General features: G+C 51.6%; 14 protein-coding genes and 1 pseudogene. 11 read left to right on the plus strand and 4 right to left on the minus strand.

Annotated features, from left to right (window positions below):
- Positions 1–9 precede the first annotated feature (9 nt).
- Positions 10–438 (plus strand): DoxX family protein, encoded by a 429-nt coding sequence (locus ACMGGG_RS07765; protein ID WP_414155172.1) that lies wholly within the window; start codon positions 10–12, stop codon positions 436–438.
- A gap of 247 nt (positions 439–685) precedes the next feature.
- Here the strand turns inward: ACMGGG_RS07765 and ACMGGG_RS07770 are convergent, their stop codons facing one another.
- Positions 686–1,318: an FMN-binding negative transcriptional regulator gene (locus tag ACMGGG_RS07770; RefSeq protein ID WP_414155173.1), complete on the minus strand. Its 633-nt coding sequence runs from the start codon at positions 1,316–1,318 to the stop codon at positions 686–688.
- Between the two features lie 106 nt (positions 1,319–1,424).
- Positions 1,425–1,907 carry a DinB family protein gene (locus ACMGGG_RS07775; protein ID WP_414155174.1) on the minus strand — a complete coding sequence of 161 codons (483 nt, stop codon included), beginning with the start codon at positions 1,905–1,907 and terminating at the stop codon, positions 1,425–1,427.
- A 291-nt stretch (positions 1,908–2,198) separates the two neighbouring features.
- Here ACMGGG_RS07775 and ACMGGG_RS07780 point away from each other — a divergent pair, with 291 nt between their 5' ends.
- The 6 genes from ACMGGG_RS07780 to ACMGGG_RS07805 all read left to right on the plus strand — a co-directional run bounded on the left by ACMGGG_RS07780 (position 2,199) and on the right by ACMGGG_RS07805 (position 8,628).
- Positions 2,199–2,636, plus strand: coding sequence for an Lrp/AsnC family transcriptional regulator (locus ACMGGG_RS07780; protein ID WP_180689740.1), 438 nt, complete (start codon positions 2,199–2,201; stop codon positions 2,634–2,636).
- A 128-nt stretch (positions 2,637–2,764) separates the two neighbouring features.
- On the plus strand, positions 2,765–3,814 hold the full coding sequence (locus ACMGGG_RS07785; RefSeq protein WP_280044312.1) for a homoserine dehydrogenase: 1,050 nt from the start codon (positions 2,765–2,767) through the stop codon (positions 3,812–3,814).
- Between the two features lie 2 nt (positions 3,815–3,816).
- The gene (locus ACMGGG_RS07790) at positions 3,817–5,232 is read left to right on the plus strand and encodes an aldehyde dehydrogenase family protein (protein ID WP_414155175.1); all 1,416 of its coding nucleotides are present in this window, start codon (positions 3,817–3,819) and stop codon (positions 5,230–5,232) included.
- Between the two features lie 87 nt (positions 5,233–5,319).
- Positions 5,320–5,700, plus strand: a complete 381-nt coding sequence (locus ACMGGG_RS07795; RefSeq protein WP_170029840.1) for a RidA family protein — start codon at positions 5,320–5,322, stop codon at positions 5,698–5,700.
- A gap of 152 nt (positions 5,701–5,852) precedes the next feature.
- Positions 5,853–7,406, plus strand: coding sequence for an amino acid permease (locus ACMGGG_RS07800; RefSeq protein ID WP_170029841.1), 1,554 nt, complete (start codon positions 5,853–5,855; stop codon positions 7,404–7,406).
- 16 nt (positions 7,407–7,422) lie between these two features.
- A complete protein-coding gene (locus tag ACMGGG_RS07805) occupies positions 7,423–8,628 on the plus strand; it encodes a trans-sulfuration enzyme family protein (protein WP_170029842.1) in 1,206 nt (401 codons plus the stop codon).
- 101 nt (positions 8,629–8,729) lie between these two features.
- On the opposite strand, the gene ACMGGG_RS07810 is transcribed toward ACMGGG_RS07805, so the two are convergent.
- Entirely contained in the window at positions 8,730–9,332 is a 603-nt protein-coding gene (locus ACMGGG_RS07810) for a helix-turn-helix domain-containing protein (protein ID WP_414155176.1), read from the minus strand.
- 45 nt (positions 9,333–9,377) lie between these two features.
- Here ACMGGG_RS07810 and ACMGGG_RS07815 point away from each other — a divergent pair, with 45 nt between their 5' ends.
- The 4 genes and pseudogenes from ACMGGG_RS07815 to ACMGGG_RS07830 form a co-directional block, all read left to right on the plus strand.
- Positions 9,378–10,064 (plus strand): B3/4 domain-containing protein, encoded by a 687-nt coding sequence (locus ACMGGG_RS07815; RefSeq protein WP_414155177.1) that lies wholly within the window; start codon positions 9,378–9,380, stop codon positions 10,062–10,064.
- A gap of 90 nt (positions 10,065–10,154) precedes the next feature.
- Entirely contained in the window at positions 10,155–10,475 is a 321-nt protein-coding gene (locus ACMGGG_RS07820; protein ID WP_170029845.1) for a DMT family transporter, read from the plus strand.
- A 230-nt stretch (positions 10,476–10,705) separates the two neighbouring features.
- The gene (locus ACMGGG_RS07825; RefSeq protein ID WP_414155178.1) at positions 10,706–12,076 is read left to right on the plus strand and encodes a pyridoxal-phosphate dependent enzyme; all 1,371 of its coding nucleotides are present in this window, start codon (positions 10,706–10,708) and stop codon (positions 12,074–12,076) included.
- 45 nt (positions 12,077–12,121) lie between these two features.
- Positions 12,122–12,249, plus strand: a pseudogene (locus ACMGGG_RS07830) (winged helix-turn-helix transcriptional regulator); the annotation flags it as partial.
- 5 nt (positions 12,250–12,254) lie between these two features.
- Here the strand turns inward: ACMGGG_RS07830 and ACMGGG_RS07835 are convergent.
- The gene (locus ACMGGG_RS07835) at positions 12,255–13,151 is read right to left on the minus strand and encodes a LysR family transcriptional regulator ArgP (RefSeq protein WP_414155179.1); all 897 of its coding nucleotides are present in this window, start codon (positions 13,149–13,151) and stop codon (positions 12,255–12,257) included.
- Positions 13,152–13,339 lie beyond the last annotated feature (188 nt).

Raw genomic sequence — 13,339 nt, forward strand, 5'->3', positions numbered from 1 at the left:
GGAGCTGACATGACTAATTTTAACCCTGCGTACTTCGGTCGCTTATTTCTTCGACTCACTGCAGGTGTCGCACTAATCACGCACTCGCTTTATCTCAAGGTGTTTGTATTCACGATGGCAGGGACGGTCGCATTTTTCGAGTCTATCGGACTTCCCGGGTTCTTGGCTTGGGTAACGCTCTTGGTGGAGATTGTCACGGGGGGCATGCTTATCTTGAGACTAAAACCCCATATTGCAGCAACTGCTGCAGTTCCTATCTTACTAGGCGCAACCTGGGCGCATTCGGGCAATGGCTGGTTATTCAGCAACACCGGAGGCGGTTGGGAATATCCATTGTTCTGGACAATGGCGTTGGTATCGATTGCGCTGACTGAGTGGCAGTCCAGTACGGCACTTGCGGTTGCTGAGCCTCAACCATGTGCAATGTCAAAAAGCTAAACCTCTACTGCCAAGCCGGGGAAAATTCGAGCTTGAGTTACTGTATGTGCCGGTGACCGAAAAAGTCAATATGATGACCTTTGCATACGTCCGTCTCGGACGATCGGCTAAGAAGCATCAGGCTGCTATCGGTGAAATCCCCGAGCCACTGCCCCGGCTCACTGATTCTTTCAATGATCCGGGGCTGCGCTTTACAAGCGCCTTGAACGCAGCGGTTTAGGTTCAGCCCATCCCACAATCCATTGGGCTAGAGATTCTTGGCTGCTTCGAGCATGGCATCTCCGACGTTATGCTCTCCAAGCTCCTTGAGGGCCGTGCCCGCACCGACCATGTCTTTCGCCCCATCATCCTGACTTAATTTGAACTTCCCGACAAGATCAGTTATTTCAATCTCAATTAGAAAAATTCTATCAAGGAGTTCGCTGATATATTCTTTAGGGGCGTCAGACATTTTCCAAGGCCTTTCCATTGAGGCCTCATGACGCTTGGTCAGCTTGGCAACCAGTTTGCGGACGTGGGCCTCATCGTGGATAAGCTTGATGCGTCCCTTTGCATGGACGACCTTGTAGTTCCAGGTTGGCACTTGTCGCTCGGTGTCTTTTTTGCTCGGTAGCCAGGTAGGTGAAATGTAAGCATTGCCTGCCTGGAATACCACCAGTACCTCATCCAAATGCTTTACTTCGTTGAGTAGGGGGTTGTCTTTTGAAGCATGGGCACTGAGCACCCCCAATGCACCAATGTTTGGTTCAAGCTCGAAAGGAAGATGATTGGCATCGAGTCCAGCTGGCCCATGGGTTACCAACGTACCAAATGGATTATCCATTATTATGGTGTGTAACGCTTCCTTTTGATGCTCGCTGAAATATGTCGGTAAGTACATGTCTAGTCCCTGCTTGAAGGGTTTTGCTTCTTCACGGTCGCCCTATCGCTATTTGATCTGGGAAATGAAACGCCGCAAGCCTTATAAAATTAAGGCTGAATTATATTTACTGTTTCAAGAACGTCGTGAAGTGATCCTGCCAGCCTTCACTTGCTGCAAACGGTAGTAGGCCGCTGACCATCCCACGATGCAGCAGTCCATGCGAGAAGACATGGCTCAACATTTCTGACTTTTTCATATCTCCTGGCTTCCCATCTGCAAACAAAAAGTTCAGCCTTTCTTCAAGCTCTGCCTCCGTCACAGATTTGGTGTAGTTAACAAACCAGTTGTTCATTTTAGAAAATTTTAACGATAGGTCATACAAATGTTGCGGTTCGCTTGTAGTGGTTGAGCTGCAGGGCATGGGGTCACCCAGCAGCCTCCCCTTAAACAGGTTGTCCACGATGTTGATGTGAGCGAGATGCCATAAAGCTTCTGTCAGATGCGGCGCAGTGAACGTGCTTGGAGACTCTGTGAGGATTTTGAATAGCTCGGCTTCAGACCAAGCTTTGTACTGAAACATCGAGTGAAAAACGTCTTTGGCAGTCATTTTTTCTCCTTCGCCCATGTGGGACTGGGTTGGCTTTGCCTTCCTGGCAAAGGGCGGTTGGTGTGGCGACGGTCAGTATATTGACTTTTTCGGTCGATGGCACGAAGCTGTGAGCGTGCCTGCTGACCAGAGCTGATAGCCGAGATCTTGGCTCCCCCACCTTGGTGGGCCAACGGATGAGCCCTGGCCCTGATGCCGGGTTTGGCTCGGCTGAGCTTAAGAGGCTTGGCCAGGGCAGCTAAGTAATAATTTTATGTGTGAGTGATTGCTTTACGCGATCCGGAGGTAGCGATGAAACGCACTTTGGACAAAGTCGATGAAAGGATCATCGAAGAACTAACCAGGAATTCGCGTTTAGCTCACAACGATATTGCGCTGAAAGTTAATCTTTCTAGAAACGCTGTTCGGCTCAGGATTGAGCGCTTGGAGCGAGACGGGTATATCAAAGGATATACGATTGTGAAGGGGGCTGCGTCTTCAGACCATCCACCGATACGAGCACTGGTTTTTGTGTACAGGCAGGATCGCATGAGGGGTGCAGACGTAGTGCGCTCTGTCGCTGCGATTCCTGAGGTGATCGCTTGCAATGTTATGAGTGGTGATCTTGATATCGTTCTGACCGTTGAGGCGAGTTCTCCGGATAGAATTAATAAGGTCTGGACTGATATTTCCAGTCTGCCTGGGGTTGTGAATACGGTGACTTCTTTTGTGCTGTCTCATACAAAATAGTGCACAAGCAAAGCGACATACTATACGAGCATTTTGCTAGCAAGATCTGTCTGTTTGGCATATTCGGTTAAGCAGGGTTGCAGCTTACGATTTCCTCCAGTGGTAAACAACAAAATGAGGCCGTTGCTGTGACTGAATACAAAATTGCTTTGCTGGGTTTCGGCGGTGTTAACCGCGCTCTGGCCCAACTGGTTGCCGAGAAGAATGAACTGTGGGCTGCCGAGCTTGGCTTTACGCTGAAAATCGTTGGCGTTAGCGACATTTTCTTGGGTTCGGTGATCGGTAAGGACGGCCTGGATCCTAAGAAATTGGTAGCTGTGCCTGCAGCCAAAGGTGCCTTCGCAGCCCTGGAGAATGGTAGCGCCGAGCCGGCCAACGAGACGGTCATTCGTTTTTCCGGTGCAGATATTGTTGCTGAGGCCACCTTCACCAATCCGGTTGATGGTGAGCCAGCAACCACGTTCTGTCGCTGGGCTCTGGAAAAGGGCATTAGCGTTGTGACTACAAACAAAGGCCCAGTGGCTCTCCACTCGGCTGCGCTGAAGAAGCTGGCTGCGACGAATGGTGCAGCCTTTGAGTTTGAAGGTGCCGTGATGAGCGGTACTCCGGTGATCCGTCTGGCGCAAGAAACATTGGCCGGTTCGGAAATCACTGGTTTCAAGGGCATTCTGAACGGAACTTCCAATTTCATTCTCAGCAGCATGCAAGCCGGTCTCAACTTCGGTGACGCATTGTCGGAGGCTCAGGAGCTGGGCTATGCCGAAGCAGATCCAACTGCTGACGTTGAAGGTCATGATGTACGTCTGAAGGTAGTGATCCTGGCAAATGAACTGCTGGGTGCGAAGCTGACTCCGAACGATGTGTGCTGTGAAGGCATCTCGAACATCACTGCACAAGATATTCAGAATGCCGCTCAAAATAACTCGCGCTGGAAGCTCATTGGCAGTGCACAGCGCACCCCGGCTGGTACTGTGACTGCTTCGGTTAGCCCGCAACTTCTTCCGAACTCTGATGCATTGGCCGGGGTAAGTGGCGCAACGAATGCTGTCAGCTTTGAAACCAACCTCCTGGGCCCGGTCACTGTTGTAGGTGCTGGTGCTGGCCGTATTGAAACTGCCTACGCACTGCTGTCCGACATCATCAGCATCCACAAGAACAAAACCAAACAGGCGATCTGAATATGAACAGCTTGAGTCTGGCTCTGTCCACAGATTACGAAGAGATCACAGTATTCGACCCGTTTGATGGTTCTGTGATTGGTGAGGTGGCCAAGGTTCCCGCAACTTCTGCTCACTTGGTGATCGAAACTGCCAAGCACGGTGCTGTGACCGCTCGCAACCTTTCTCGTGCTGAGCGTTCTCGTATTCTGGAGCACACAGCTGCACTGGTGGAGAAGGACAAGGATGATTTCGCGAAACTCATTTCAGCGGAGTCTGGTAAAACAATTCGCCAAGCACGCAAGGAAGTCCTTCGTTGTGTAAACACGCTCAAGCTTTCGGCTGAAGAGGCCAAGCGTAACGCAGGCGAGGTGATTCCATTCGACTCCTATGTTGGTTCTGAATCTCGCCAAGGGTGGTTCACTCGCGAGCCTTTGGGCGTGATCTTGGCTATCACCCCCTATAACGACCCGCTGAACCTGGTTGCTCATAAGCTGGGCCCGGCTATCGCCGGCGGCAACTCGGTGGTGCTGAAGCCTTCCGAGCTCGCTCCGCTGTCCGCCGTCAAGCTGGTGACCTACCTGAACAAGGCTGGGTTGCCTACTGAAGTTGTTTCGGTGGCTACCGGTGATGCTGAGCTGGGTAAGGCGTTGGTTGCTCACCGCGCTGTGCGGATGATCTCCTTCACAGGTGGCTTTGCTACAGGCGAGCAGATTACCAAGACTGCAGGGCTCAAGAAGATGGCAATGGATCTTGGCGGTAATGCGCCAGTAATCGTCATGGCCGACTGCGAGCTTGAGTCGACCGTTGAGTCGTGCGTTTCTGGCGCGTACTGGGCAGCAGGGCAGAATTGCATCGGTACCCAACGCATCCTGATCGACAGCAAGATCTACCAGATCTTCAAGGAGAAGTTCGTCGAGCAGTCCCGCGCTTTGGTAGTGGGTAATCAGGCAGACGAGGCGACGGACGTCGGCCCGATGATCTCTGAGGCAGCGGCCAAACGTGCACAAGACTCCGTACAGGAAGCTGTCAGCAAGGGTGCCAAAGTTCTGCTTGGTAACAAGCGGGAGGGCACTCTGTTCTATCCAACCGTCCTGGAAGACGTGAGCTTTGAGTGCAAGGTCTGGCAGGAAGAGGTGTTCAGCCCCATCGTCATCTTGCAGGAGGTCAGCACGCTTGAAGATGCGCTGGCGCTTGCCAATGAGCCAGAGTACAGCCTGCACGCTGGCATCTTCACCAGCAATCTGAACACCGCTATGAAGGCAGCAAAGCTGCTTGAGGCGGGTGGTGTGATGATCAACGACTCGTCTGACTACCGTTTCGATGCGATGCCATTCGGTGGCTTCAAGTACGGCAGCATGGGGCGTGAGGGTGTGCGCTTCGCCTACGAAGATATGACCCAGCCTAAGGTCATTTGCTTGAACGGGCCCAGTGAATAACGTCTGAAGCCAATTCAGGGGCCGGTTTTCGTCAGGTAGTAAAGGAGGGGCATCCGTGCCCCTTTATTTAAGATCAGGGGAGCGATAATGAGCAACCTTATTCAACGATACCCTAGCCAGGCACCACTCCCTCTTTCCAGAGCTGTGAAGGCGGGTGGTTTTCTATTCCTTTCAGGGCAGATTCCCGTTAGCGCATCCGGTGAAATCATCAAGGGTGACATCAGGGCTCAGACCAAAGCAGTCTGCCTGCGCATTGGTGAAACCTTGGCCGCTACTGGGGCCAGTTTTGACCAAGTCGTCAAAGCAACAGTATGGCTATCAGATCTGAGTCATTTTGATGGCTTGAATGAAGTCTACAAAGAATTCTTCGGCACAAATCTGCCTGCGCGCTCGACAGTCGTTTCTGAACTGGTACTGGGTGTGGATGTGGAGATAGAAGTTCAAGCTTTTATTGGCGGTTCTCACTAACTATCTGTGCGTTTATAAACTTTCTACTCGCCCCATCCTGGCCTACCTGGGTTGGAGTGTGCGAGGTGATAGTTTTTCGATGTGAATATGCTGCGTATGTAAGGTGTGTATGTCTTGCACCTTGCCGTAATACAATAACAAGGTGTTGGCGTATGAGCTTTAAAGAGAGTGTAACTGCTGGCCCAGCTACTGAGCGTGCAAGCAGGGTTAAGTATGTTGGTGCGGAGGACGTCGGTTACAAAAAGACGTTGCGAGCTCGTCAAATACAGATGATTGCGATTGGCGGGGCGGTTGGCAGCGGTTTGTTCTTGGGTGCAGGTGCTCGACTTTCTGAGGCCGGCCCGTCACTTGTTTTTGCATTTGCTGTGTGCGGTGTCTTTGCGTGGTTCATCATTCGCGCTCTCGGTGAGTTGGTTCTCCACAGGCCGTCCACCGGGTCATTTGTGTCTTATGCCCGAGAGTTCTATGGTGAAAAACTGGCTTATGCAGCGGGTTGGATGTATTGGACAAACTGGGTAACGGTTGCGATTGCTGAACTCACTGCGACCGCGCTTTACCTGAATTTCTTCAAGGCGTATGTTCCATTCCTCGGAGACGTCCCACAATGGGCCTCCGCACTGGGTGTGCTAGCGATTATTACTGGTATTAACCTGGTATCTGTAAAAATTTTTGGCGAGCTGGAATTCTGGTTTGCCTTTTTTAAAGTAGCAGCCCTGGTTACATTCCTCTGCGTGGGTGTGTACATGGTTATCTTTGGTACACCCATCGACGGCCATGTTCCTGGGTTCCAGTTGATTTCTGATCATGGGGGGTGGTTCCCTTATGGTGTGATGCCGGCTGTAATTTTGATACAGGGTGTGGTATTCGCTTACGGTAGTATTGAACTTGTTGGCACAGCCGCAGGGGAGGCCAAAGATGTTGAAAAGGTCATGCCTAAAGCCATTCGAGCAGTTGTCTTCCGTATTGTTGTTTTCTATGTTGGCACTATATTGCTGCTTTCGCTACTTATGCCGAGCTCCTCTTATATCCCAGGAGTGAGTCCATTGGTGACCTTCTTCGGTGCCATTGGGGTGCGCGGTGCTGATGCAATCATGAACATGGTGTTGTTCACTGCTGCCATTTCATCCCTCAATGCCGGGATTTACACCACCGGACGTATTCTCCGCTCCCTTGCTGTAACAGGATCCGCGCCGCCATTCCTTGTGAAAATGAACAGCAATGGGGTGCCGTTTGCAGGGATTATGTTCACGACAATTGCTTCCCTGGTTGGCGTTGCAATGAATGCATTTCTGCCCGGTCAAGCTTTTGAAATTGCCATGTCGTTGACGGCCATTTTGATGCTTGGTGCTTGGGGAGTGATTATTCTCTGCCAGCTCAAACTCTTCAAGCTATCCCAGCAAGGCCTTATTGAGCGGCCTAAATTCAGGATGTTGTTCGCGCCTTATAGCGGTTACGCAACGCTGGCATTCTTCGTTTTGGTCTTCATTCTGATTGCTTGCGACTACCCAGTAGGTACGTACTCCGCTGCGTCTATCCCCTTCTACGCAGCGGTTCTTGTGATTGGTTGGTATGTGGTTCGAGGTCGAGTTTACGGAATCGCAAACGGAAAATTGAAGTTTGATGAAAATCAGGAGTTGGTTTTAACCACAGCTGCTGAAGCAAACGAAGAGTTGGCTGTTAAGCCCACATTAAAAGAAGCTCAATAAGCAAGAGGGTATTAAGATGCGTCCTGATAAAGAAAACTTGGCCACGTTGGGCGTTAGCAGCCAGGCAGTTCATGGTGGCAACGTTATGGACGTCACCACCGGCGCCGTGCGCACCCCGCTGGTCATGGCAAACTCTTATCGTCTTCCTGATGACCCGGAAGACATGGACTGGTCGAGCCCAGATGGGTTGGTCTACACCCGTAACGCGGGCCACAACCAAGTGTGCCTGGAGAAGAAACTAGCAGCTATTGAGGGAGGTGAGGCTGCAGCCGCATTTGCGACTGGCGTTGCTGCACTGCACTCGGTGTTTTTCACTTTTCTGAAAAGTGGAGACCACATTGTCGTCGGCGACGTGACCTACGAAGCGGTGTGGCGTCTGTTCGCAGAGCTGCTTCCTGAGCGCTATGGCATTCAAGCGACCTTCGTCAACATGGGGGATTTGGACGCAGTGCGTAAGGCAATGAAGCCTAACACCAAGCTGATCCATACTGAGTCCATCGGGAACCCGACCACTAAGGTCGCTGATATCGAAGGCTTGGCAGAAATTGCCAAAGCGCATGGTGCTCTTCTGTCGGTCGACGCAACCTTCACACCGCCGCCGTTCTTCCGCGCCTTGAGCAAAGGGGCTGATCTGGTCGTTCACTCCCTTACCAAGTACATCAATGGTCATGGTGACGCCATGGGTGGTGTTGTGATTGGCAGCAAAGAATTGATCGGGAAGATCAAGCATGACGCCTTGGTTGACCTGGGTGCTGTCATTTCTCCATTCAATGCCTGGCTGATAATGCGTGGTTCAGTAACCTTGCCCCTGCGCATCCGTCAGCATCTCGCGACGGCTGAGAAGGTGGCTGCGTTCCTGGATTCCGATGAACGCATTGCCTACGTTTACTACCCGGGCCTACCGTCCCATCCTCAGCACGAGCTGGCCCGTCGTCAGTTCGAAGGCAAAGGGTTTGGCGGTGTCATGGCGTTTGCTGTGAAAGGCAACTCTGACAAGCAGAACCGCTTTGTTGCGAAACTGAGGGTTATTACTTCAGCCGTTTCCATCGGTCACGATGAATCGCTCATCGTTCACGTGGGCCCTGAGGCCCGCGGTGGCTCTGAGCACTATCCAAAAGAGTTCCTTGAGTATGGTCACCTGCGTCTTTCGATTGGTCTCGAAGATGCTGACGACCTGATCAAGGACATTTCGGCGGCCCTAGACGAGACCTTTAGTAACTGAAATTCATTCGGGAGACCTCATGCAACCTCCCGAATCCCTGATCTTCGTAGGTAACCCTCTTTGCCTCCCTATCCGGGAGGCTTTTTTTTACCTAAGGAACCTTACTGATGAAGCTCGGCTACGGTCATGGCGAAAATGACTGTCTTTTTTCCATTGTTGATGTACCGGTGGGGGACGTCTGTTTTCGCAACTGCTGAACACCCCTGTTCAATGATGAGCGTTGTCTCGCTGATCTCCAGGGTCAACGTACCTTGTTCAACATGAAACAGCTCGAAGGTGCCTGTGGGATGGCCACTGGACTCGAAAAACTCACCAGGTTTGATTTCCCACTTCCACAGCTCAATCATGTTAGGCCCGCTTGTGCCTGCGAGTAAGCGAGCTGTGCCACCTTCGGGCCCATTCCAGAGCGTCGGAATCTCCTGCGCGTCAATTAGGCGGGCAGTGGGGGTGCTCGCCACATTCACGACGTCAGCGACGGACAACCCAAGGGCTGCGGAGATCTTGCACAGGATGCCGATACTTGGATTCGCTTTGCAGTTTTCAATCTCTACTACCATTCCCTTGCTGACGCCAGAGCGACGGGCAAGCTCATCAAGAGAGATTTTCTGCTGCTTGCGTACCTCCCTAAGCCGCTTGGCCACTGCCTCGCTGACCTGTTGGACATGGAATTCCGGGTCGGTCGATATATTGACTTTTTTGGTCATCGGTCAGTAAAATGCTCTAAATTGGTCAGTTTAGGAGATTCTCTGATGCTTTCAGTACATCCGTCAATTGACCCAAGGATTGCTGAGCTCACTCCAGGCTTTCGAGCCGTCAGCGTTGTCGTAGAAGCGGCTCCTATCGTCAATCCTGGTATAGCCGCTGAAGCGATGGAGCGTGCGTATCAGGTTGTTGAGGCAGGCACTGCACATTGGGCTGATGCTCACCTCGCTGCTTGGGGGGACGCGTTCCGTAAGTTTGGTGTGAAGCCGCAGCGTACCCCGTGCTCTGCCGAGGCGCTCCTGAAGCGGGTCAAAAAAGATGGGAAGCTTCCAACAATTGATCCGGTTGTCGACCTTTACAATGCCATCAGCATTCAATATGCCATTCCAGTGGGTGGCGAGAATTTTGCCGCCTACGTTGGCATGCCCCGCTTGACGTTCGCTGATGGCAGTGAAGAGTTTGACACGATGAAAAGTGGCGAGCCTGCGAATGAACCACCTGATGCTGGTGAGGTCATTTGGCGCGATGATCGGGGTGTCACCTGCCGTCGTTGGAACTGGCGTCAAGGTGTCCGAACCCGTCTGGATGCCGAGGCGAAGCAGATGTGGTTTATTCTCGAAAGTTTGCCTGAAATGCCAATTGAGGCACTGAATGCAGCAGCAGATGATCTTATCACCGGCTTGTCGAAAATGATGCCGGGCGCTGTAATTACTAGTGAGCTCATCGAAGCTTGAGTTAGCTTCAGAGTTCTGTTGCCCAGGGGACGACCCCTTGAATTTGGGTTAATCTTGCCGGGACGACCCGGCTTCTTAATGGAGCCGTCGATGGCTTGGGTTAGTTTGATAATTGCAGGGATTCTCGAGGTTGTTTGGGCCTTTTCGATGAAGCAATCAGAAGGCTTCACAAGGATCGGAGCTTCAGTTGTAACTATCATTACAGTTGTTGCAAGCTTTGTTTTGCTTTCCTATTCGATGAAGAGTTTGCCATTAGGTACGGCCTATACTATCTGGACAGGGATTGGCGCTGTTGGCGCGTTTGCGGTAGGTATTGCATTTCTTGGCGAGCCGGCAGGCTCGCTCAGGATTCTAGCTGCCATTATGATTATAGGTGGTTTGTTGCTTATGAAGTTTTCGTCGGCAGCATGATCTTGATTAATTACGAAAGGCCGCCATTGAGCGGCCTTTTGTGCATTCCCAAACGAGCATGCTTTTCGATTTGCATGGTTCGCGAGCAAAATGTGGTTGTTGGTGTTTTGCCATGTAATGCGATTTGTTCTATTCAGCTGCGAATTCTTCATGCATAAGGTGGTATTAGGGCTGCTTGAGAAATTCTCTTGCAGCACAGAATGGTCGCTTGATTATTATTTGGAGTAAATATGGACTACGTAAGCACTCGTGGTTCTGCTGAGCCTGCCAATTTTCGTAGCGTTGTTCTCTCAGGCATGGCATCTGATGGAGGGCTCTACGTGCCGGAGAGCCTCCCACACTTCGATAGTGAAGCCATTGCCAGCTGGTCATGGCTTCCCTTTGATGAGCTCGCGTTTCGTGTAATTTCCCCATTTGTGAGCGGTGAAATTGAAAGCTCTGCCTTGAGGACGATACTGAAGGACTGCTACCAATGCTTTGACCACCGAGCGGTAGCTCCTCTTCAGCAGATTGGCCCAAATGAATGGGTTCTGCAGCTGCACCATGGGCCTACGCAGGCTTCCAAGGATTTCGCAGCCCAACTCCAATCTCGGCTTGTTACATATTTTCTGACACCGCCCAGCCAAGCAGTCGTTATTGGGGCAACCAATGGCGATACGGGGCTTGCAGCTGTCGAAGCCTTCAAAGATGTGCCCAATGTAAAGGTGTTGGCCCTCTATCCCCAGGACGGTGTGCCTGCTGATCGGTTGGCCGGTTTGATGGGATCGAGCTCAAATCATGTTCAGTTGATCGAGGTTAGCGGTAGCTTCGATGATTGCCAGACACTGGTTTCCAAAGTGCTCAGAGCCTGGCCGGTGAAAGATGTCCTTCCAATCAGTTTCAACTCTACGAATTGGGTGGGAGTCTTAGCTCAGATCGTCTTCTTTTTCCACAGTGCTTTGCAGCTTGGTGGAGGAGTGCGCCCTGTTGGTTTCAGCATACCGGGTGCGAGCTTCGCCGAGATCTATGCTTGCTTCATTGCCCAAAAAATGGGGCTGGCAATCAATCAGGTCATTGTGTCAACCAACACCAATGACTCTCTGCATCGCTTCATCAATCAAAACAGCTACTCAACCCGAGAGGTCAGCCATTCGCTGTCCCCCTCAATGGACTTTTCACTCTTTTCAAACCTCGAGCGCTTTATCTGGGAACTCTATGATCATGACGGCAGTACCGTGCAGCGCCTAATGGCTGCTTTCGAGGACTCCGGTAAACTGAGCATTGGGAACAAGCAGTGGCTGCAGGCGCGTATGTTGTTTGACTCGCATGCTGTTGCTGATGAGCAAGTCAAAGCGGAGATGGTTACCTTGTACAAAGAGGCGGGAACAGCTGTCGATCCGCAGACTGCAACGGGCGCCCTCGCAGCACGGCTGCATCGTCGGAGCATTGCGAGCCCAATGGTAACCCTGGCGCAGCTTGCTCCCAGCAAGTCTTCGCAGCTTTTGGCGGAGCTGGGCATGTGGAAAGGTGAAGTGACTGCGACGTCCAGTTTGTCTGTGGATCATCTTGTGCTGAGCAAAGGAGATATCAATGGCCTTTCCAGCTTTATTCGGGACATGTAGGGATACTGCATGAAAAAACGCTAGCTCGACCCACAGGGTGAGCGGATCCTGGCTGAGCTCACCGCCAACGCCAAAATTGCCAATGCGGAGCTAGGTATCAAAGTAACCTTTTGCGCAACGCAGTCCGTCAGTGTATTGCACGTATGGAGCGCGATGGAGTTATTTACGGATACCCTAATTACAAGTGTAAGCTGGTTGCAGCTGCTGCTTTAATAGCCTTGGTAACTGCAAGAAGGGTTTCTGAGCGCACTGCCACATGCTGCCAATACATAGGCACTTCAACATGCTTGCCTGGTGCTATCTCTACGACCCTTCCTGCGTTCCGGGATGCTTCAAACAAACCTTCAGCGACGACACACCAACCAAGGTGGCGCTCTGCCGCCTCAATGAAGCCCGTGGTAGTAGGTAGGTAGTGAACTGGAGGGCTTACATCGTGCGAGGTAACGCCTCGTATGAACGATGACTGGAGTGTGTCCTTGCGGTTGTAGGAAAGGACAGGAGCTTGTCTGAGCCCCTTGGCATCCAGACCTTCAGAAAAGTAGTCCTGAACGAATTTCGGGGAGGCTATTGCGTGATACCTCATGCATCCCAAGTAATGCACTTGGCAGCCTTGTAGGGCTTGGGCTTCTGAGGAAATGGCACCCATTGTAGCTCCGCTTTTCAAGGATTCGAGTGTGTGGCTTTGATCATCTCGTTGTATGACAAAAAGGTATCCATGCTCTTGGTGGAGGTTAGCCAAGGCTGAGATGAGCCAGGTGGATAGGGAGTCATCGTTCACGGCTATAGAGATTGAGGTTGCGAAAGGCGAGCTACTGAAACTTGGTAAGAAATCTGCCAAGGCCTCGGCTTCAAGGATCTGCATGGGACGCACCCGGCTCAGCAGGCGTTCACCGGCGGGCGTTGGGCGGCAGGGAAATTCTCGAACGATGAGTACCTGATCGAGGCGATCCTCTAGAGCCTTGATGCGCTGTGATATTGCTGAAGGCGTAACCGATAGGCGGGTCGCTGCCTTTTCGAAGCTTGTCTCTTCCAAGACAGCGATGAATGCCGCGACCTGTGGATGCACAAGGTTCATGCTCAGTGTCCGGATTAGAAAGGCTTAACCTAGGTTAAGAATTATAGCTTTTCTTAAGGATCTGGATTGCCTAGCCTGATCTCGCTCAATCAGTGCTGATCAGGGCACTATCTTGAACCCATAGTAGGTAGCACCATGAAGATAAAATTTTTAAGCCTTTGGAACACGTTGCTGATCTGCTCTGTTGC

Source organism: Pseudomonas sp. BNK-44-b (assembly GCF_047456245.1).
Taxonomy (GTDB): Bacteria; Pseudomonadota; Gammaproteobacteria; order Pseudomonadales; family Pseudomonadaceae; genus Aquipseudomonas; species Aquipseudomonas machongensis.

Coding starts and splice junctions, on each gene's coding strand:
- ACMGGG_RS07765 (WP_414155172.1), top strand. CDS start 10: ATGACTAATTTTAACCCTGCGTACTTCGGTCGCTTATTTCTTCGACTC.
- ACMGGG_RS07795 (WP_170029840.1), top strand. CDS start 5,320: ATGAGCAACCTTATTCAACGATACCCTAGCCAGGCACCACTCCCTCTT.
- ACMGGG_RS07805 (WP_170029842.1), top strand. CDS start 7,423: ATGCGTCCTGATAAAGAAAACTTGGCCACGTTGGGCGTTAGCAGCCAG.
- ACMGGG_RS07810 (WP_414155176.1), bottom strand. CDS start 9,332: ATGACCAAAAAAGTCAATATATCGACCGACCCGGAATTCCATGTCCAA.
- ACMGGG_RS07835 (WP_414155179.1), bottom strand. CDS start 13,151: ATGAACCTTGTGCATCCACAGGTCGCGGCATTCATCGCTGTCTTGGAA.
- ACMGGG_RS07790 (WP_414155175.1), top strand. CDS start 3,817: ATGAACAGCTTGAGTCTGGCTCTGTCCACAGATTACGAAGAGATCACA.
- ACMGGG_RS07770 (WP_414155173.1), bottom strand. CDS start 1,318: ATGTACTTACCGACATATTTCAGCGAGCATCAAAAGGAAGCGTTACAC.
- ACMGGG_RS07775 (WP_414155174.1), bottom strand. CDS start 1,907: ATGACTGCCAAAGACGTTTTTCACTCGATGTTTCAGTACAAAGCTTGG.
- ACMGGG_RS07815 (WP_414155177.1), top strand. CDS start 9,378: ATGCTTTCAGTACATCCGTCAATTGACCCAAGGATTGCTGAGCTCACT.
- ACMGGG_RS07825 (WP_414155178.1), top strand. CDS start 10,706: ATGGACTACGTAAGCACTCGTGGTTCTGCTGAGCCTGCCAATTTTCGT.
- ACMGGG_RS07800 (WP_170029841.1), top strand. CDS start 5,853: ATGAGCTTTAAAGAGAGTGTAACTGCTGGCCCAGCTACTGAGCGTGCA.
- ACMGGG_RS07780 (WP_180689740.1), top strand. CDS start 2,199: ATGAAACGCACTTTGGACAAAGTCGATGAAAGGATCATCGAAGAACTA.
- ACMGGG_RS07820 (WP_170029845.1), top strand. CDS start 10,155: ATGGCTTGGGTTAGTTTGATAATTGCAGGGATTCTCGAGGTTGTTTGG.